14 protein-coding genes and 1 other RNA gene are annotated in these 17,711 nt (G+C 43.6%); 10 read left to right on the top strand and 5 right to left on the bottom strand.

Going from position 1 to position 17,711, the window contains the following annotated elements; all coding sequences use genetic code 11:
- Positions 1-13 precede the first annotated feature (13 nt).
- A complete protein-coding gene (gene eno / locus ACFRAK_RS01525; RefSeq protein WP_063574712.1) occupies positions 14-1,309 on the top strand; it encodes a phosphopyruvate hydratase in 1,296 nt (431 codons plus the stop codon).
- Positions 1,310-1,521: 212 nt separating this feature from the next.
- Here the strand turns inward: eno and ACFRAK_RS01530 are convergent, their stop codons facing one another.
- Together ACFRAK_RS01530 and ACFRAK_RS01535 are read right to left on the bottom strand one after the other, a co-directional pair.
- Complete coding sequence (locus ACFRAK_RS01530) at positions 1,522-2,346, bottom strand: M15 family metallopeptidase (RefSeq protein WP_260286285.1); 825 nt, start codon at positions 2,344-2,346, stop codon at positions 1,522-1,524.
- A gap of 55 nt (positions 2,347-2,401) precedes the next feature.
- Positions 2,402-2,944 (bottom strand): hypothetical protein, encoded by a 543-nt coding sequence (locus ACFRAK_RS01535; RefSeq protein WP_387604147.1) that lies wholly within the window; start codon positions 2,942-2,944, stop codon positions 2,402-2,404.
- A 175-nt stretch (positions 2,945-3,119) separates the two neighbouring features.
- On the opposite strand from ACFRAK_RS01535, the gene secG reads away from it, so the two are divergent.
- The 5 genes from secG (at position 3,120) to ssrA (ending at position 7,650) form a co-directional block, all read left to right on the top strand.
- A complete protein-coding gene (secG, locus tag ACFRAK_RS01540; RefSeq protein WP_057912046.1) occupies positions 3,120-3,353 on the top strand; it encodes a preprotein translocase subunit SecG in 234 nt (77 codons plus the stop codon).
- Between the two features lie 140 nt (positions 3,354-3,493).
- Positions 3,494-4,240, top strand: a complete 747-nt coding sequence (locus tag ACFRAK_RS01545) for an alpha/beta hydrolase (RefSeq protein WP_387604145.1) — start codon at positions 3,494-3,496, stop codon at positions 4,238-4,240.
- 33 nt (positions 4,241-4,273) lie between these two features.
- Positions 4,274-6,631: a ribonuclease R gene (gene rnr / locus ACFRAK_RS01550; protein WP_387604143.1), complete on the top strand. Its 2,358-nt coding sequence runs from the start codon at positions 4,274-4,276 to the stop codon at positions 6,629-6,631.
- Between the two features lie 66 nt (positions 6,632-6,697).
- Positions 6,698-7,165 (top strand): SsrA-binding protein SmpB, encoded by a 468-nt coding sequence (gene smpB, locus ACFRAK_RS01555; RefSeq protein WP_387604141.1) that lies wholly within the window; start codon positions 6,698-6,700, stop codon positions 7,163-7,165.
- Positions 7,166-7,288: 123 nt separating this feature from the next.
- Positions 7,289-7,650: a transfer-messenger RNA gene (ssrA, locus tag ACFRAK_RS01560) on the top strand.
- A gap of 324 nt (positions 7,651-7,974) precedes the next feature.
- Here the strand turns inward: ssrA and ACFRAK_RS01565 are convergent.
- Positions 7,975-9,129, bottom strand: coding sequence for a DUF2515 family protein (locus tag ACFRAK_RS01565; RefSeq protein ID WP_387604139.1), 1,155 nt, complete (start codon positions 9,127-9,129; stop codon positions 7,975-7,977).
- Positions 9,130-9,228: 99 nt separating this feature from the next.
- Here ACFRAK_RS01565 and shc point away from each other — a divergent pair, with 99 nt between their 5' ends.
- The 4 genes from shc to ACFRAK_RS01585 all read left to right on the top strand — a co-directional run bounded on the left by shc (position 9,229) and on the right by ACFRAK_RS01585 (position 14,105).
- On the top strand, positions 9,229-11,097 hold the full coding sequence (shc, locus tag ACFRAK_RS01570) for a squalene--hopene cyclase (protein WP_387604137.1): 1,869 nt from the start codon (positions 9,229-9,231) through the stop codon (positions 11,095-11,097).
- 101 nt (positions 11,098-11,198) lie between these two features.
- Positions 11,199-11,744, top strand: a complete 546-nt coding sequence (locus tag ACFRAK_RS01575) for an HXXEE domain-containing protein (RefSeq protein WP_387604135.1) — start codon at positions 11,199-11,201, stop codon at positions 11,742-11,744.
- A 36-nt stretch (positions 11,745-11,780) separates the two neighbouring features.
- Positions 11,781-12,683 (top strand): TIGR01777 family oxidoreductase, encoded by a 903-nt coding sequence (locus tag ACFRAK_RS01580; protein WP_387604133.1) that lies wholly within the window; start codon positions 11,781-11,783, stop codon positions 12,681-12,683.
- A gap of 453 nt (positions 12,684-13,136) precedes the next feature.
- Positions 13,137-14,105 (top strand): nuclease-related domain-containing protein, encoded by a 969-nt coding sequence (locus tag ACFRAK_RS01585; RefSeq protein WP_394571199.1) that lies wholly within the window; start codon positions 13,137-13,139, stop codon positions 14,103-14,105.
- 119 nt (positions 14,106-14,224) lie between these two features.
- Here ACFRAK_RS01585 and ACFRAK_RS01590 read toward each other — a convergent pair whose 3' ends face one another.
- Both ACFRAK_RS01590 and fdhF read right to left on the bottom strand, forming a co-directional pair.
- Positions 14,225-14,701, bottom strand: coding sequence for a helical membrane plugin domain-containing protein (locus ACFRAK_RS01590; protein ID WP_387604130.1), 477 nt, complete (start codon positions 14,699-14,701; stop codon positions 14,225-14,227).
- Positions 14,702-14,719: 18 nt separating this feature from the next.
- Positions 14,720-17,659 carry a formate dehydrogenase subunit alpha gene (gene fdhF / locus ACFRAK_RS01595; protein WP_394571200.1) on the bottom strand — a complete coding sequence of 980 codons (2,940 nt, stop codon included), beginning with the start codon at positions 17,657-17,659 and terminating at the stop codon, positions 14,720-14,722.
- Positions 17,660-17,711: the final 52 nt, after the last annotated feature.

Here is a 17,711-nt window from a genome sequence, read left to right on the forward strand (position 1 = left end):
GGAGAGATTTATAATGCCGTACATTGAACATGTATATGCACGCGAAGTGCTAGATTCCCGTGGTAATCCAACAATAGAAGTAGAAATCCAAACAGAGTCCGGATACTTCGGACGTGCGATCGTACCATCAGGTGCTTCAACAGGGGAACATGAAGCGGTTGAGCTTCGTGACGGAGATAAATCTCGTTACCTGGGTAAAGGGGTACAAAAAGCAGTCGATAATGTAAATGATATCATTGCTGAAGCTGTCATCGGTTTGGATGTAACGAACCAAGCAGGCCTTGACCTTACTATGATTGAATTGGATGGCACTGAAAACAAAGGAAACCTGGGAGCTAATGCAATCCTTGGCGTGTCAATGGCTGCTGCCCATGCCGCTGCGGAATTTTCAGGTTTACCATTGTACCGTTACCTTGGTGGGTTCAATGCGAAACAACTTCCAACTCCAATGATGAACATCATTAACGGAGGATCACATGCCGATAACAATGTTGACTTCCAGGAATTCATGATCCTTCCTGTAGGCGCTCCTAGCTTCAAAGAAGCAGTTCGTATGGGTGCTGAAGTATTCCATGCGTTGAAATCTGTCCTTTCTGCCAAAGGCTTGAATACGGCAGTCGGCGATGAGGGCGGCTTTGCGCCAAACCTTGGTTCAAACCGTGAAGCGTTGCAAGTCATCATCGAAGCGATCGAAAAAGCTGGCTACAAAGCAGGCGAAGATATCTACCTTGGCATGGACGTAGCTTCATCTGAATTCTATAACAAAGAAACAGGCAAATATGATCTTGCAGGAGAAGGCCGCAATGGCGTTACATCCGAAGAAATGGTTGCTTTCTATGAAGAGCTAGTGAATGAGTTCCCTATTCTTTCCATCGAAGACGGCTTGGATGAAAATGACTGGGATGGCCATAAGCTTTTAACGGAGCGCATCGGTTCTAAAGTTCAATTGGTGGGTGACGATCTTTTCGTAACGAACACGAAAAAATTGGCTGAAGGCATTGAAAAGGGCATTGGTAACTCCATCCTGATCAAAGTGAATCAAATTGGTACACTTACTGAAACGTTTGATGCAATCGAAATGGCTAAACGCGCAGGCTACACTGCAGTCGTTTCCCACCGTTCCGGTGAAACGGAAGATGCAACGATCGCTGACATCGCCGTTGCAACAAACGCTGGCCAAATCAAAACGGGTTCCATGTCCCGTACAGACCGTATCGCTAAATACAACCAACTACTTCGCATCGAAGACCAGCTTGGTGACTTGGCTGTATATGGCGGCTTGAAATCTTTCTATAACTTGAAGAAGTAATTATTTTCGCTTCTGGCAAGAAGCGGATGGATTCATTATAATGATTTCTTTTAACCTCCCATTCAATGTGAGAATGCACATTGAATGGGAGGTTTTTTTGCCTATAGCGTTAGTCGTCCAGTCACTGATTCCAGCTTGGTTCAGGGCTGATAAAAGGAGTTAATCAAACGTTTGATTAATAAAAAAAGGTGCCGCATTCGGGCACCTTTTTTTTATTTATTCGATACAGCTTCCACTGGTACGGCATTATAGTATTCTTCCAATGTGCTCTTCGTTTGGAAAATTTCAGTTGCGGCATCGACACCTACATAGCGGATGTGCCATGGTTCGTATTTATACCCTGTGATGTTTTCCTTGCCTTCCGGATAGCGGATGATAAATCCATATTCATGGGCATGCTCGGCAAGCCAGGTCGCTTCATTCGTATCACCGAAGCAGTCTTGGGCAGCACATGCACCGTCGTGGGTCGTAACATCAATCGCGAGACCCGTTTCATGCTCGCTTGTCCCAGGCATTGCACTGTAGGTTTTCGCCTTTTCTTCCCCGTCCTTTGCCACATAGTTATTAAAGACCGTGATTTGTGTTTGATGTGAACGGTACGCGGAAACACCGGCAAAGTGCATGTTTTCTTTTTCGGCAGCCTGGAACATTTTTTCAAGAGCCTTTCCCGCTTCTTCGCGCATCATTCTTTTTTCAATTTTATCTTGAAAGATGAAATCCACTTTTGGGTAGATAAGGTCATCAGGTTTGTAATCTTCCGGCAGGCTGTATTGTTTATTGACAAGTACAGGTATGCTTTCCGGGTTGGCTAATGTCTGAAGGCCAGCCTGTGCGGGTTTAACCGTTTCATCAACTTCCACCTGACGTTGGGCCGATTCATTTGAATCATGATTCTTATCAGTTTCTGACTCCTTATCCTGGGAGCTCGGCTGTTCTTCTTTTGGCTCTTTTTTATCATCGCTGGTCAGGTCGAATGAACAGCCAGCCATCAGAATGAAAGATGATAGAGCAGTTGCTGCAAATATAGGTTTTAACATATGAAAGGCCCCTTGCTTTTAATATAAGATTTCCAATAAAAATGGTTTTGAAAGATTATCGTGATAAGTAATCCCTTGTTAATTCACTTTGATATTTATCAAGAAATAAGCCAATCCAGACCACCATCAACAAAAAAGGATAATCATTACGGACTGCGGTTTGCACGACGGGATCAGACCAAAAGTGCGATAGGAAACCAGATGACATCCTGATTGTCTCGAATGTGACAAGGCCGTGCAGCGATAACCAAAGGATCGTAAGGGTATTGGTCCCAAACCCGATGACCGCTGCTATGATGCTCAGCAAGACGGCTGCTGCCCCGATCAGGAGGACATGGAAGTTTGATTGGAAAAAGTCGATACCGCTATTGGAAAGTCCATTATAAATAATAGCAGTAAAATAAACGGTTGTCGTGATATATGCAGCAAATAATAAGTATCGATTTCCGTGATACTTTGCCAGCAGCAATAAAAGCGGTGATAGGATGATTAATAGGACACTGATAAGATTGCTTCCGCCTGTCCATAAAGAATAGCCGGCAACCGCCGAGAATAGGATGGTCAGGAGATCAAGAATCCGAAGTATGGACTTAAACATGTTGACACCTCTTTCTCTATTTATACAAATTATCTCAAACTTTGTTTCAAAAAGAAATAAATGACTATGGGTTTTAGGAATTCTTACCATCATAGTATAACAAAGATTGTGGATATTTATTGGGTGTGGTAAAGTTAAAGTAATTGTTTATTGGTTCTTCAGGAGGTGTAATTGCATGCATGCATTTCTCATAACGCTTTTAGTGATTGTCAGTATCGCCCTCATTGTGACGGTATTGCTTCAATCAGGTAAGAGTGCAGGTTTATCTGGTGCGATTGCCGGCGGTGCCGAGCAGCTATTCGGAAAGCAAAAGGCACGCGGTTTGGACCTGATTTTACATCGTGCAACGATAGTATTGGCGATTTTATTCTTTGCTTTAACTTTACTTGTTGCTTTCTTTGATGTGTAATGTATCAAAAATGAGTCTAGCTAATTAGCTAGGCTTTTTTCTTTGCACAATAGTTGCATGAATAGATATAGTGATTTTAGTACTTAATTATAGGATAGGGATATTTTTCATTCTATTTACTGATAAAGGAGTTTGAAGTCATGAAAATCAAGCTGCAGCAGCCCTTTACTTTTGAAGCCGGAAAAAGGGCTGTCTTACTTTTACATGGATTTACGGGGAATTCGGCGGATGTACGGATGCTGGGCCGTTACTTGGAGAAACAGGGATACACCTGCCATGCCCCGCACTATAAAGGGCATGGCGTCCCGCCAGAGGAGCTGGTGAAAACGGGCCCGGAAGATTGGTGGAAAGATGTCATGATGGCCTATGATTTTCTGAAAAGCAAAGGCCATGAAGAAATTGCTGTTGCCGGACTCTCATTAGGAGGCGTATTTTCTCTTAAATTAGGTTACACTGTACCTATAAAGGGTATCGTATCGATGTGTGCGCCTATGCATATTAAAAGTGAAGAAATGATGTTTAAAGGAGTATTGGAGTACGCCAGAGAATTTAAGAAGTATGAAGGAAAAACTCAAGAGCAAATAGAGCTTGAAATGGACCTCCTTGCCGATAAACCGATGAATACATTGAAGGCCCTTCAGGAATTGATAACGGATGTAAGAGAGCACGTCGACCTTATTTACGCTCCGACATTTGTCGTGCAGGGCCGGCATGATGATGTTATCAATCCAAAAAGTGCCGATATTATTATTGATTCCATTGAATCACCGGTCAAACGAATCAAGTGGTATGAAGAATCCGGCCATGTCATAACTCTTGATAAAGAAAAAGACCAGTTGCATGAAGATGTATTGGAATTTTTAGAAAGTCTGGATTGGTCCGAATAACAAATTTATTATACCCTGAATAGGAGGGTTTTCATGGAAGATAACATTCAAGAACATATTAATAAGCTTCTGACATACATGACGGATGAAGCGTATAAGCCGTTAACGGTACAAGAACTGGAAGAGGCTTTGAAAATCGAAGACTCGGCAGATTTCAAGAACTTCGTTAAGGCTTTAGTGAAAATGGAAGAAAAGGGATTGGTGGTCAGAACAAGAAGCAATCGTTACGGCCTGCCGCAAAAAATGAATTTGTTCCGCGGTAAATTAACGGGGCATGCAAAGGGATTCGCATTTGTGACACCTGAGGACAACCCAGGAATGGATGATATTTTCATTCCGCCAAATGAAACGGGCACAGCGATGCATGGAGATGTCGTCATGGTACGAGTATCTTCGGAAACATCCGGCTCAAGGCAAGAAGGCACGGTCATCAGAATACTTGAACGCGGAATTACACAAGTGGTCGGTACATACTCCGAAAGTAAAAGTTTTGGTTTCGTCATACCTGATGATAAAAAGATCGCAAGCGATATCTTCATCCCGCAGCACGCTTCACATGGAGCGGTAGAGGGGCATAAGGTTGTCGTCAAGCTTACTTCCTACCCTGAAGGACGCATAAGTGCCGAAGGCGAAGTCATTGAAATTCTGGGGCATAAAAATGACCCTGGCGTGGATATTCTTTCCGTCATCCATAAATATGGTTTGCCGATGGAGTTCCCGGAAGACGTAATGGAGCAAGCCAATGCCGTTTCGGATACCATTCAAGAAAGTGAAATAGGCAACCGCAGGGATTTGCGCAATGATGTTTTGGTCACGATTGATGGAGCGGATGCAAAGGACCTGGATGACGCCGTCACTGTCTCTAAACTTGAAAATGGCAATTACAAGCTGGGTGTTCACATTGCGGATGTCAGCCATTATGTAAAGGAAGGATCTCCAATTGATAAGGAAGCTTTGGAAAGAGGGACGAGCGTTTATTTGGTGGACAGGGTCATTCCGATGATCCCGCATCGTTTATCGAATGGCATTTGTTCCTTGAACCCACAAGTCGATCGTTTTACACTCTCTTGTGAAATGGAAATCACGCCAGATGGTAAAGTCGTCAATCATGACATTTTTGAAAGTGTCATTAAGACGACGGAACGTATGACATATGGCAATGTGAACAAAATCCTTGTGGATAAAGATGAAGAACAGCTCGAACGCTATGAAGCATTGGTGCCAATGTTCCAGGACATGGAGAAGTTAGCGGCCATCCTTCGTAAAAACCGGATGAACCGCGGTGCGATCGACTTTGATTTCAATGAAGCGAGAGTCATCGTTGATGAAGAGGGCCATCCGACTGATGTAGTTTTACGTGAAAGGTCGGTTGCGGAAAAGCTGATTGAAGAGTTCATGCTTGCGGCAAATGAAACCGTTGCAGAGCATTTCCACCGTCTTGACGTTCCGTTCATCTACCGTATTCATGAAGATCCAAAGCCGGAAAAACTGCAGCGTTTCTTCGAATTCATTACGAATTTCGGATATATTGTACGGGGATCGGCCAATGACGTCCATCCTAAGGCGTTACAGGAAATCATTGAGGCAGTTGCCGGTAAACCGGAAGAAACGGTCATTTCCACCGTCATGCTTCGTTCCATGCAACAGGCGAAATATGATCCGGAGAGCTTAGGTCACTTTGGTTTATCTGCTGAGTTTTATACACATTTCACATCGCCGATTCGCCGTTACCCGGATTTGATCGTGCACAGGTTGATCAGGACCTACTTGGTGGAAGGTAAAATGGATGAAGCCACGAAGGAGAAATGGAATGCCAATTTACCTGAGATTGCCGATCACACATCGAAACGTGAACGTCGCTCAGTAGATGCTGAACGGGAAACGGATGATCTGAAGAAAGCGGAATATATGCTGGATAAGATCGGCGAAGAATATACCGGGATCATTGGTTCGGTTACGAATTTCGGGATGTTCGTCGAGTTGCCGAACACCATTGAAGGACTTGTCCATGTCAGCTTCATGACGGATGATTATTACCGCTTCGATGAGCGTCAGCTTGCAATGATCGGGGAGCGTACCGGTAATGTGTTCCGGATTGGCGATGAGATCGACGTACGTGTTTCCAACGTCAATAAAGAGGAACGCGCCATCGATTTTGAAATCATCGGCATGAAGGTAAGCCGTCCGCGTCCATCTGGCGAGAAGAAAATATTCAAAGCCAATTCAGGCGAACGCAAACGCGGCCGAGGCGGCAATGGAGGGCGTAAGGAAGGAAATGGCGGCGGCCGTAATGGAGATTCGCCTTCTTCTGGAAGAAAACCGAAAAAGAAGAAAAAATTCTTCGAAAATGCGCCAGCTGCCAAGCGCAAGAGAAAACCAAAAAAGAGATAAAGATTGGGCGGGGGGATGATCATTACATCCTCTCGCCGCGATTGGATGTAAAAAGGGGAGAGTTAGATGCCAAAAGGCTCAGGTAAACAACTAGCACAAAATAAAAAAGCTTATCATGATTTCTTTATTGAACAAACGTTTGAAGCGGGTATCGTTTTGAAAGGAACGGAAATCAAGTCAATCCGTGCGGCCCGAGTGAATTTGAAGGATGCCTTTGCTAAAATAGAAAATGGCGAAATCTATCTTCATAATATGCATGTCAGTCCATATGAGCAGGGAAACCAGTTTAACCATGACCCTTTGCGGACGCGTAAACTCCTTCTGCATAAAAAGGAAATCAATAAGCTGATTGGCGAAACGAAAGAAACGGGTTACACGATCGTGCCATTGAAAATGTATTTGAAAAATGGCTTTGCCAAGGTTTTAATCGGTCTGGGTAAAGGGAAGAAACAATATGACAAGCGTGAAGACCTGAAGAAGAAGGAAGCGAAACGTGATATCGAACGTGCTTTCCGTGAGCGGCAGAAGATGTAGAACTGCCAAGACCTTACAATTGATTTTTTGAACCAATCTGTTATAATTAATCCTGTACCGATGACAATTGAATATCAGCCAACTTGCTGACTATTCTTTTCTCGTACGCTCCATTTCTATCATGGGGACGTTACGGATTCGACAGGGATAGTTCGAGCTTAAGTTGCGAGTCGAGGGGATCGGCCTCGTTAAAACGTCAACGCCTATAACTGGCAAACAAAACAACAACCTAGCTTTCGCTGCTTAATAACAGTCGATAGCTGTTCCTCCCTCCATGGCCCACGTGGTAGGGTAAGGGACTCACTCTAAGTGGGATACGCCGGAATCCACCGTCTGAGGATGAAGGAAGAGACCAATCAGACTAGCTGCTCTGCCGCCTGTCGATAGGCTAATGAGTTCGCGAAATGCGAATATATCGACTACACTCGTAGAAGCTTAAGTGCCGTTATGTCTGGACGTGGGTTCGACTCCCACCGTCTCCACCAATACATATATTGGTGGTTTTTTATTTTGTGTGACTTGAAGCATAAAATTGTCATCATAACATCTTTATGCTTTATAAATTCGTTTATAATGTAAATCTAGTCCAATATTACACAGAGCCCCCGACAACTTCTATTGGAGTTGTCGGGGGCTCTGAAGTCTACAAGAATGTTGTTTCATTTATCTAATTTGAACTGCTGTATATAACGGAACCGATCACTTAAATCGAAGTACACAATCAACAATTCGAGGAATAAAAGTCAAAATGAAAGGAGCGACCAATGCAAATATATAGAACAGCTGTCAAAATCTCCGCACGTTGATGGTTATTCCTCTTCCCGAAACAGAAGGGCTTCCTTTCCCATGACCGCAAGCTCAATTATTTCAAGCGTTTTGCAATAATTCCCGAATATATCTCCATTCACATCGACTTCCTTATGAATATAGTCCAGAACATGCCAATCCTCAAACCAGTCACCACCTTCCGCATCTTCATGAGAAGTATTCGGCCAGGCGTATTTTAACAGTGGACTGTACAACCGGTCGGCGGCGCCTTTTCTCAACTTACAATTCTTGACCCGAGGTTTATAAAGGGAACGGGGGAAAAATTCGTTTACATCGTTAAACAAATCTGGCCAATAATCTTTTCGTGAACCCGTATGGGGATGTTCGTTCGCCCATTTCAAAATGCCCGCTGAAATATTTGTACGCTGAAAAAGAAGGGCATACAATCTTTTTCCGAATAAAATACGTTCGTGAAGCGAAGTGAAATGGCGCGAGGTAGCGCCGGCTAGTAAGGCTCGTTGCCTATTTCCCTCTGCACAGTATGGAAAAAGGATGTGATTGAAACGCAAAAAATCATACAACTTGAAGCTGGCCGTACCGGTTACGGTTTTTTTAAAATGATCATTTTGGATCACTCTTTTTTCCAAATAACTTTGTTCATTTATCACAGTCGCAATCGCAAGAGTGTAGGAATCCCCGCTGTTCCAAAAATAACGCCACATCGTTTCCATAAAGGTGGAAATGTGAAAAAAGTGTAAAAGGTGGAACATTTCCTGGTTGGCTTTCACACTTAGGTCATAAATCAAACACTGGGGATACACATCCTGAAAAATCAACCAGCTGCCGCGTTCCAAAAAAGAATAAATCGCCTTCTGATCTCTTTCTGGCAGAAGTTTTGTCAGCAAATCCCCTTTTAAATCGGTCATGTTCCAGCCAACGTTCCTCGATACCATATGTCCAAGGAGGGCCCAATGGATTTCTGGATGCTCGAGATAAAAATTATAATAAGCCCGAGTCCGTGTAACATTGTTTTGATTATGTTGTTTTGTCTGTTCTCTTATATAGTGAATGCGTTGTTTATCGTTTTCGGATAAAAAGGGCAGGAGGCCGGAAGATTTACTTTTTAATTTTTTTTTCAAATCCTTCTTTACATCCGAATAGGAATCAAGCAAAAATACATCATCCCTTATCAACATTTCATTTTAACTGCGTTCGATTCTCCCATTAAAGAAATGCATATTCATATTGCTAGAGGAATATGAATACAACGTGAGTATTCGAAAGAGGGGGGTAACATGGGACATCGGGTAAATGAGGAAATGAACCGAATCGTCGATCAGTTCATTAGGGACCAATCAGATGACGGGTCCTGGCAATATCCTTTTGAGACCGGCATCGGAACAGACTGTCACATGATTATCTTATTGCGGACATTGGAGATAAATGATGAGGCGTTCATAAAAGAACTGGTGGAGCGTATTGCAGGGAAACAGCAGAAAGATGGTTCATGGGGTTTGTTTTATGATGAAGGAAAAGGGAACCTTACGTCCACTGTGGAAGCTTATTATGCCCTTCTTTACTCCGGTTACCGGGATCGGGATGACCCGGATATCCAGGCAGCCAGGCGGTTTATCCTTGCCAACGGAGGGGCTACAGAAGTCCATATGTTTTTTAAAGTCCTGTTGGCTTTAACCGGACAGTGCGAGTGGCCGCCTTTCCCCATTAAGATTGAAGTGCTGCTTATACCGGACTCCTTTCCAATAAATCTTTTTGACTTCTCCATGTTTGGCAGAACGAACATCATCCCGTTACTGATTCTGGCCAATTTGGGTTTTAGCAGGAGAACGCAGCGGTCTCCTGATCTCTCTGATTTGTATCTCAAAAAAGAAAATCGTTTTTTTACAGAAGATCCGGAATTCCGCTCGGTTATCGATTCGATTCAAAAAGGGATAAAAGGCCTGAAAGACTACCCCGGAAATCTTCGCGAGTTAGCTTTAAATCGCGCCGAACAATATATGCTGGATAGAATAGAACCGGATGGAACCTTATGTAATTATTTCGGTTCAACTTCTATGATGATTTTTGCCTTATTGGCGAGGGGATATTCGAATACACATCCGGTGATTACCCGTGCCTTGCAAGGATTAAATGCGATGACCTGCCGGATTGATGGAGAACTCCACTGCCAATATGCGACGGCTACGGTCTGGAACACGACGTTAATCAGCTACGCTCTGCAAGAATCCGGAATCCCTTATTCATCGAATACCGTCCAGAAGGCAAACCGATATATCCTCTCCCGGCAACATGTCAAATACGGGGATTGGGTCATTCATGAACCAGACCTGTTGCCGGGAGGCTGGGGCTTTGAGGACATGAATACAATCCATCCGGATATTGACGACACAACGGCAGCACTAAGAGCGATTCGAACGTTAGCCATCGAAAGGGTGGATTGTCGACAGGCATGGGATCGAGGAATCAGCTGGCTCATTTCCATGCAAAACAATGACGGTGGATGGGCGGCATTCGAAAAGAATGTAAATAAGAAAATATTGAACCTGTTACCGATCGAGGGCGGAAAAGATTTGTTGATCGATCCGTCGACAGTTGATTTAACGGGAAGGACATTAGAGTTTTTCGGGAACTATACCCATTTGGATTTTCATCATCCTATGGTGAAACGCGGGATTCGTTGGCTGTTAAAGAATCAAGAGTCGGATGGTTCTTGGGTAGGGCGCTGGGGCGTCTATATTTATGGCGCATGGGCGGCTGTAACGGGAATGGTTGCGGTTGGGATTTCCCCGAAGCATCCTGCCATTCAGAAGGCTGTAAACTGGTTAAAAGCCATTCAAAATCAAGACGGAGGGTGGGGGGAATCCTGTAAAAGTGATATCGAAAATTGTTATGTGCCGTTGGGCGAAAGTACCCGCACCCATACAGCATGGGCCCTTGATACACTTATCTCAGCCGCGGCTGAAGTCACACCTGACATTAAACGCGGCGCAGCTTTTTTAGTAGATGGAAAAGAAAAAGATTGGGCAAAGGCCTACCCGAAAGGAAGGGGAATGGCGGGAGCCTTTTATATCAATTATCATTGTTACGAATACGTTTTTCCGTTATTGGCCTTGGCCCATTATCAAAAATTAGCTGAAGGGAGCTAAACAGGGATCTGTGGATTCAAATAGCTTCCAAGTGACTATTTGCATATTTTTAAAGTTTGTCCAATTCAATGAACAAAACTACAACAAGCAGGAGGCAAAAGATGCTTGAAACTTTCCGCCAATTTTTCGATCTTCATACAATTATTTGGTTGTGCCCAATCATTTTTATTTTCCATGACTTAGAAGAGATCATAACCATTGAATCTTCCATGAAGGCAAGTGAAAATAGGTTTCAAAAATCTTCTTTCGTCCAACTAATATTAAATATGAGGGAAAAACTAGGTTCGACCGCTGCCCAGCTTTCTGTTTCGGCTACTTGGATTTTGTTGATTATTTCATTCACTACAGTGGTGACTGCCCATCTCACATTAAACGGAGGGGGCTTTCTTTTATATACAGCTATTCTCAATTTATTTATTCTGCAAGCGATCATGCATATTGTTCAGTCCATCTTTTTCAAAGGCTACACACCTGGCATCATAACGGCACTATTCCTTCTCATCCCTTACTGTCTTATTGCCTATGACAGTTTGTTCGAACACGGTCTGATAGACGGGCATTTACTTTTTGCAAGTCTCCCGGTCAGCCTGCTCATGATCCCGATTTTTCTTGTTGGCAATCTTTTAGGCCGTTATGTTATTCACTAACTTATAAGAAAGCAGCTGAAGAAGGCGGTGAGGAAATTGCATGTTGTTATAACGGGAGGAAGCGGGTTTGTAGGTCAAGCCTTGACACACCTGTTGACTCAAAAAGGCCATCGAGTAACCATATTAACGCGTCTTCCTGATCATAAAAGAACAAGTGAATTCGTTCATTATGTTGATTGGCTTTCTGCAGATCATCAACCTGAAAACGAACTTAAGGATGTCGATGCGATGGTCAATTTAGCCGGGGAATCAATTAATAGCGGACGGTGGATCCAAAGTAAAAAGGAGGCTATTTTGAATAGCCGTCTTTCAGCCACAAAAGAGGTCATTCGAATTTTGAGACATCTTCATCCAAGGCCAAAAGTTCTTGTTAACGCTTCAGGTGTAAGTTACTACGGGATGTCAGACTTCAAAACGTTTAATGAGTCCTCCGAAAGTGATGCAAATGATTTTTTGGCCAGTGTTGTAAAGAGTTGGGAGAAAGAAGGGGCAATGGCGAAAGAATTAGGCGTTCGAACGGTCTTCGCGCGTTTCGGCATCATTCTGGGTCAAGAGGGTGCCTTTCCGCGAATAGTGCTACCGTATAAATTAGGTATTGGGGGGACAATCGGCAGTGGGATGCAATGGATTTCCTGGGTGCACATTCAAGATGCGGTTGAGATGGTTTACTTCGCCATAATTAATTCTGAAGTAGATGGACCGTTGAATGTGACCTCGCCTCATCCAATACGCATGTCATCATACGGACAGTCCATTGCAGACGTCCTTCACCGCCCATATTGGCTTCATGTTCCTGGGGTTGTAGTAAAAGTAGTACTTGGTGAAATGAGTCAGTTGGTATTAAAAGGGCAGCGGGTACTCCCTCAAAAAGCACTTTACCACAATTACTCCTTTCAATTTCCAAACGTACAAAGTGCACTTTCTGATATTCTAGGCTAAAGATACATTGCGCCGGTATGAAGAAGGAAAATTATTATTAAGCTTTTGTCATGACAGTACGGCAGGCCCTCCCTGCGTTGAATAGCACGCTTTGTCCTTAATCAGCTGTTCGTAGAAAACACTGACTGGCATTTGGGGTACCGTCAGACAAAAGCGGATTGTTGGCGGTACCCCTATTAGGATTAGGTACAGGTGAGATATCTTCAAAATCTGTTATGGTATCGATTACGAATTTATGATGACAATATAGCAATTTGTTTTTTTAGTTGTTTTTGTCGAAAAATCGATAAATTGCATAATTCGCAGATAAATCAGGAGTTTTCGCAGATATATCTCCATTTTCGAAGATATATTCCCAAATTCGCAGATAAATTGTACAATCGTCATCATTTAAAGGAATATTCCCTCCTGCTGTAGAATCATTTGGGAGAAACCAAGATTGGAGCGATTTAATTGATTGTAAAAAAGCGAAAAGTTCCTCTTGCCATCCGAAAATTACGTGCATTAGCGTACAGGCTTCCTCCGAATCACCCCAAACTCGCCTTAATCATGAACGATCTCAAAAAAAGGGAAGCGGGCCATAGAGGGGAATGTTCCATTGATTTTCCATTAAGCTTTCTTGAACCGAAAAGATATTACATCTTCCACGATTTAAGGCTGCAGGATCAATCACGATTTTTTCAACTGGATACCTTATTGATCTCCAAGAAATATGCGCTTATTATTGAAGTGAAGAACATTGCAGGGGCAATCTATTTTGATCCGCATTTCAACCAGCTCATTCGAACGATAGAAGGAAAAGAGACGGCATTTCCAGATCCCATCATACAAGTCAGCCGCCAGGAATCACAGTTAACCAATTGGTTCTTGAAAAATGGTTTTCCCTCACTTACCATCCTTTCTTTAATTGTCATCAGTAATCCTCAAACAATCATCCGTACAGCTCCTGGTAACCATAAACTCCACTATAAAGTTATCCATCGCGATGCACTTCCTTTTAAAATTAGTCAAATGGAAGACTCCATAACAGACTCCATTTTTAGTGAAAAAGATTTGAAAAAAGCCGTTCGCGTAATGAATAAACACCACATCGATGCGGACTTTTCCATTCTGGAACGATACAACCTTACCGAAGAGGACCTAATAAAAGGAGTGATATGTGAGAATTGCAAGGGGAATCAGTTATGTAGAAGGCATGGCACATGGATTTGCCCTCAATGCCAACTATCCAGTAAAAAAGCACATATCCCGGCTTTACGAGATTATTTTTATCTATTAGGCTCGACCATAACGAATCGGCAGTTGAGGGATTTTTTAAACATTTCCTCTTCATCCAGTGCAACGAGGATCTTGCAATCATTGAATCTGACAAGCAGTGGTGCGAATAAGGGGAGGGTGTACAGCCTCTATTTTGATGAGTGATTTGGCCCTACGTACATCAACATTTTGGAAATCCCCCAGATTCCTTAATTTTGCATCAATATCGTCAAACATGATAAAAAAGACTCAAAAGAAGCTTCTCTTGAGTCTTTGTTCCGATTCTATTCTTTTAATTCCTTGCCCATTCCCTTTAGGAAGTGGACGCCAAAGCCGATAGCCCGGTTTATGTCTGGATCATTCAGTGTTTTCATTAAATCCAAAACTCCGATCTTCTTATCGGCCTGAAGGAATTTGTTTCCTTCATCGATTCCTGCAAGTGCGCTGTTTAGCAGTTTCGTGGATTGTGCGGCATCGGCGTTCATCAAGGCTCCTGTTGCCCCCATTAGGGTATTGATCAGGTTTGTGACAGGTTGCCTTGTGATTTGTTGAAGAGCGATTTTCGCGATTTGTTCTTTTCCTTGAAGCATGGAGGTCGCGGCTTCGAATACTCCCGAGTCATTCAGTTCATTGACGATTTTAAACATATTGTTCAATGCCTCTTCATTATGGGTAATCAGTGTTTTCAGTTCTTCGAGTTTTTGTAGCTTAATTTCTTCCTCAGTAATGGGATTATGGATTTCCGTAATAGGAGCTGCCATGATCTTCACCCTCCCTGTTTATTTATCCGTTAAGTGAACATACCCTGGACGGGCCCACTTACGTTCAACCTCGACACCATTTTGAGGATGACGTTTTTTGTTCCGTGGATTGGTACCCGGTAATGGGATGTCTCCGCTTGCGCTTAATACTTCCATGCGGACCATCGTCTGTTTGTAAGCAGGCGTGCTTGTGCGTTGATCATAGATGGGACCAGTCAGGAAGTTGATGGCAGAGTCTTTATCGACTGAGTTCATCGGTAAAAATAGCTCATTATTTTTTACACGGTCTGTAATCAGGGCTTTTAATTTAACGGCCCCGAATGGAGACACTAAGCGAACGAGTCCGCCATCGCCTACTTTACGTTCTTTGGCAAGTTCCGGTGATACCTCAACGAAAATATCAGGTACTTTCGATTGGATTCCATTGGATTTGTTCGTCATATTACCTTCATGGAAATGCTCCAGCATGCGTCCATTATTGATATGAAGGTCATATTCTTCCGGGAATTTATGAGGTTCCACCCAGTCAGCCAGTGCAAAGCGCGCTTTTTTATCAGGGAAGTTGAAGCCATCCACATAAAGAAGCGGTGTGTTTGATCCATCATGACTCCCCCAGAGGAAGCTGTTCCACCCCTCCAGCACCTCGTAATTCGCTTGGCTGAATATCGGTGACAGGCTTGCCATTTCTTCATAGATTTCACTAGGGTGAGTGTAGTTCCAATTTGCACCTAAGCGGTTGGCGATCTCTTGAGTGATTTCCCAGTCCGCTTTAGAATCCCCCATGGTGGGAAGGGCTTTATATAAACGCTGTACACGGCGCTCTGTATTGGTGAACGTTCCGTCTTTTTCAAGAGATGGGGCCCCTGGCAATACCACGTCGGCATATTGGGCTGTCCTTGAAAGGAAAATATCCTGGACAACAAAGAAATCCAATCCGGATAACACTTTATCAACATGGTTTGCATCCGCATCGACAAGTGCCATATCTTCTCCGACGAGATACATGGCCTTCATGTCGCCTTTTTCTATCGCTTTAAGCATTTCAATATTGTTCAAGCCTGGTTTGCCATCGATTTTCACTCCATAAGCTTTTTCGAACTTAGCACGTGCCACGTCATCGGTAACATGCTGATATCCTGGAAGCCATGTTGGCAGGGTACCCATATCGCAAGCGCCTTGTACATTGTTATGGCCGCGAAGCGGATAAGCTCCCGCTCCTGGACGACGGTAGTTGCCCGTAGCCAATAGCAAGTTGGAAATTGCCGCTGAAGTATCGGAAGCACCGGTGTTTTGTGTAACGCCCATTCCCCAGAGGATGCATGTTCCGTCTGCATCGCGAATGGTCTCAGCTATTTGGATCAATGTTTCTCTTGAAATGCCTGTGTGTGTTTCGGCATATTCCAGGGTGTATTTTTCAAGTACTTCTTGATAATCGTCGAAGAAGTTAACATTTTCATTGATGAATTCTTGATCATGCCAGCCTTGATCGATCATATATTTTGTAACCGCCATCAACCAAACCTGGTCTGTTCCTTGTTTTGGACTGATATGGATGTCGGAGCGTTCGGCCATTTCGTTTTTGCGGATGTCAGCTACGATCAGTTTTTGTCCGTGAAGCTTGTGTGCCCGTTTTACGCGTGTCGCCAATACGGGATGGCCTTCTGCAGGGTTAGCGCCAACGATGATGACAAGACCTGCTGCGGCGATATCTTTAATCGTACCAGCATCTCCGCCCATGCCGACCGTACGGAACAGTCCGTCTGTTGCCGGGGATTGACAGTAACGCGAGCAATTATCGACGTTATTCGTTTCGAACATTTGACGTGCCAGTTTTTGAATCACATAGTTTTCTTCATTCGTGATCTTTGATGAGGAAATGAAGCCTACTGAATTTCCGCCGTATTGCTGTTTGATCGAACCAAGTCTGGATGCAACCAAATCAAGTGCTTCATCCCAGCCTGATTCTACGAATCTCCCATTTTTCCGAATCAGGGGCTTGGTTAAACGTTTTTCCGAGTTTACGAAGTCCCAGCCGAATTTCCCTTTGACACATGTGGATATCGCATTGACGGGTGCTTCATGGGTAGGTTGGACTTTAAGGATTTTACGGCCTTTTGTCCAGACTTCGAATGTGCATCCTACCCCACAGAACGTACAGACCGTTTTTGTCTTCTTCGTCCGTGTATCACGCATTGCCGCTTCAATCTCTGAAATGGCAAAAATCCCGCTGTATCCAGGTTCCACTTCTTTGACAAGGTCAATCATTGGTTCAAGCATATCGTTTTTCAAACCTGACATGAAGCCAGCCTCACCCAGCATCGATTTTTCCATTAATGCATTACATGGACAAATGGTTACACACTGTCCGCAGCCTACACAGGATGAGTTATTGATTTCCGTTCCTTCATCCCAGATTACCCGGGGGCGTTCCGCTTCCCAGTCGATGGACAGCGTCTCGTTGACCTGAAGGTTTTGGCAGACTTCGACACATTGGCCGCATGCGATGCATTGATTGGCATCATAGCGGTAAAATGGATGGGACATATCGACGGCACCCAATTCCACTTTCGGTGTGTAAGGATATTTTTGGTGTTCGATTTCCATTAATTCCGCTGTGTTATGCAGTTTGCAATTTCCGTTATTATTATCACATACAGTACAGTATAAAGAATGGTTTTCCAGGATCCGGTCCATGGCTTCGGTTTGGGCCTCTTTTGCCTTGTTTGAATCCAAGGCTATATCCATGCCGCCCGCTGCTTTTGTCGAACATGATCGGACGAGTTCCCCATTAACTTCGACGATGCATGTGTCGCATGTTTGGATCGGATCCACTTCAGGAACGTAACAAATCTGTGGATGAGCTATCTCATTTTGGTTGATGACCTCCAGTATTGTCGCTCCTTCATTAGCGGTATAATCCTTCCCATTGATTTTGATGGTGATGTTTGAATCGCTCATTATATTTCCCCCTTTTATAGCCAAAAACACGAAAAAAACCACCATGATCACA

The organism is Peribacillus sp. NPDC056705 (assembly GCF_043656335.1).

Bases quoted from the DNA above. Each gene is read 5' to 3' on its own strand.
- eno (WP_063574712.1), top strand. From the start codon at position 14: ATGCCGTACATTGAACATGTATATGCACGCGAAGTGCTAGATTCCCGT.
- smpB (WP_387604141.1), top strand. From the start codon at position 6,698: ATGCCAAAAGGCTCAGGTAAACAACTAGCACAAAATAAAAAAGCTTAT.
- ACFRAK_RS01545 (WP_387604145.1), top strand. From the start codon at position 3,494: ATGAAAATCAAGCTGCAGCAGCCCTTTACTTTTGAAGCCGGAAAAAGG.
- secG (WP_057912046.1), top strand. From the start codon at position 3,120: ATGCATGCATTTCTCATAACGCTTTTAGTGATTGTCAGTATCGCCCTC.
- ACFRAK_RS01575 (WP_387604135.1), top strand. From the start codon at position 11,199: ATGCTTGAAACTTTCCGCCAATTTTTCGATCTTCATACAATTATTTGG.
- ACFRAK_RS01565 (WP_387604139.1), bottom strand. From the start codon at position 9,129: ATGTTGATAAGGGATGATGTATTTTTGCTTGATTCCTATTCGGATGTA.
- fdhF (WP_394571200.1), bottom strand. From the start codon at position 17,659: ATGAGCGATTCAAACATCACCATCAAAATCAATGGGAAGGATTATACC.
- shc (WP_387604137.1), top strand. From the start codon at position 9,229: ATGGGACATCGGGTAAATGAGGAAATGAACCGAATCGTCGATCAGTTC.
- rnr (WP_387604143.1), top strand. From the start codon at position 4,274: ATGGAAGATAACATTCAAGAACATATTAATAAGCTTCTGACATACATG.
- ACFRAK_RS01590 (WP_387604130.1), bottom strand. From the start codon at position 14,701: ATGGCAGCTCCTATTACGGAAATCCATAATCCCATTACTGAGGAAGAA.
- ACFRAK_RS01530 (WP_260286285.1), bottom strand. From the start codon at position 2,346: ATGTTAAAACCTATATTTGCAGCAACTGCTCTATCATCTTTCATTCTG.
- ACFRAK_RS01535 (WP_387604147.1), bottom strand. From the start codon at position 2,944: ATGTTTAAGTCCATACTTCGGATTCTTGATCTCCTGACCATCCTATTC.